Source organism: Haliea sp. E1-2-M8, assembly GCF_030649675.1.
GTDB lineage: Bacteria > Pseudomonadota > Gammaproteobacteria > Pseudomonadales > Halieaceae > Haliea.
The window spans coordinates 1-1,689 of the sequence record NZ_JAUTDR010000067.1 but is presented as its reverse complement, the minus strand read 5'-3'; the positions used below and the strand labels follow the sequence as shown (position 1 = coordinate 1,689).

The following is a 1,689-nucleotide window of genomic DNA, read 5'->3' as shown; positions in this document are numbered from 1 at the left end:
GGAGAGTGGCCAAGCGTGATCTTGAGTATTCAGCCGTTTTAGAACCGTCCGTAGAAGTGGGGTAGAACCCCGCTGAAAGAATAGCCGAATTGGAGAGGCAGATTAAGGCCAAGGCGGACTTTGAATGGGACGGAGCGGTGTACTACTCAGCTGACGATGAATGAAATAAGGCGGGACCATTTTGCCCTACTGGTTTCGATTCAGAAGGCAAACAGATTCGGCTTCAGGGTACCGGTCAAGATAGCTGGTTTTGCTATACATGTAGGAATGGGTTTTGAAACGAGGGCTAATCGCTGCCCCAGCTCTTCCGCCACCAGCACACCCAGCCTGAACCCACCACAAGGCCCAGCTCCACTCACCTCATTCTGGTGTTAGGCGGCGGTATGTTATAGGGTTGGGTCCCATACTTAACGGTTAGGCGACGAGGAAAAATTCGTGGGAGTCATTGATGATTCAACTCATACGCTCAAGTGCTCGTGTGGCGCCACCGAGTCTGTAAGGATTCTTCAGCACGGCTCTGCGTATGGTGGTTCGTGGCAAGCCGGAAAGTCATTTGCAAGTTTCACGGTGACTTGGGGACCAAAAGGACCAATCGGCCCTACCATTAGCTCTGCCCAGTGTAATTCGTGTGGTGCAACCCCAGAAGCTTCCATTTCGTAGCTGACACACAGGATTTCCGGCTAACATTTCGTTCAAGCCGACCCCGCATCGAGGCGGCTTAAGTCAGGCGGTAGGACCGTTGTGATGTGTTACCTGCCACGGAATAACCTCCGGTGTTATGTCCGCTGCTGGCCGAGTCCGGAAAGTCTCTGCTTCTAAAAGTAAGCTTAGAAACAAGAAATATCAGTTTGGCTCGGAGATAATGTTACCGTGAGGAGGGTATACCTGTTGCATTTGTTTATCGTACCGAAGGGAGGTCAGCTGAACACGTTACGTTTGCGGGTCGTCTTCAACGCCGGGCACCATTATGGGCGCATAGGCCTGAAGTGCTGTGAGTACTACCTATGAACATTAATTTTCGTCCGCTTACCAAATATGATGCTAACTATAGGAATGTTATTGCTCTGTATAAAGAGGCATTTGTTGGAGCTCGGTTTATACCCACGTGGATTCTTCGATACAAACTGAGAAAAGGGAAGGTGGGTTTTAACGTTCTTTATGCAGATAACACTTGGATTGGCCTCATCTATACCACTGAGTATAAAGATATTATATTTGTGCAATTTTTGGCAATATTGGATTCGTACCGTTCTGCTGGTCTCGGAAGCAAGGTAATGGATTTATTGAGAGGTATGCATTCCGAAAAAAGGATTGTACTGACTATTGAAGAGATGGATAAGCACGCAACAAACTACCAGCAAAGGATAAAGCGTAGGGAGTTTTATGAGAGGAACGGATTCAGTTCTTCTGGGTATATCGTGAAAGAGCCCTCGGAAAGACTTGAGATGATGATAGTTGGGGGAAGTATCAGCAAAGGAGAGATCGAAGAGCTGTATGAGAGCCTTCTTGGTGGCAGGCTTGGTTTCTTTTTTGGACCTAAGGTCATGAAGACCTGAACGATACGAATTTTCCCCTCGCTGGTGCGTCGGGTCCGCTCCTGGCCGAAAGCGTCTCCGCGGAGACGCTTTCCACACTTGGGAGTGCCAACATGCAATTTTGTTGCCTTGGCGTTGTGAGCAGTTCCGCGCA

General features: G+C 48.8%; 1 protein-coding gene. It reads left to right on the top strand.

Annotated elements, in window-relative coordinates; translation table 11 throughout:
• Window positions 1-1,004 precede the first annotated feature (1,004 nt).
• Complete coding sequence (locus Q6D67_RS21530; protein ID WP_304707894.1) at window positions 1,005-1,556, top strand: GNAT family N-acetyltransferase; 552 nt, start codon at window positions 1,005-1,007, stop codon at window positions 1,554-1,556.
• Window positions 1,557-1,689 lie beyond the last annotated feature (133 nt).

Bases quoted from the DNA above. Each gene is read 5' to 3' on its own strand.
- Q6D67_RS21530 (WP_304707894.1), top strand. From the start codon at position 1,005: ATGAACATTAATTTTCGTCCGCTTACCAAATATGATGCTAACTATAGG.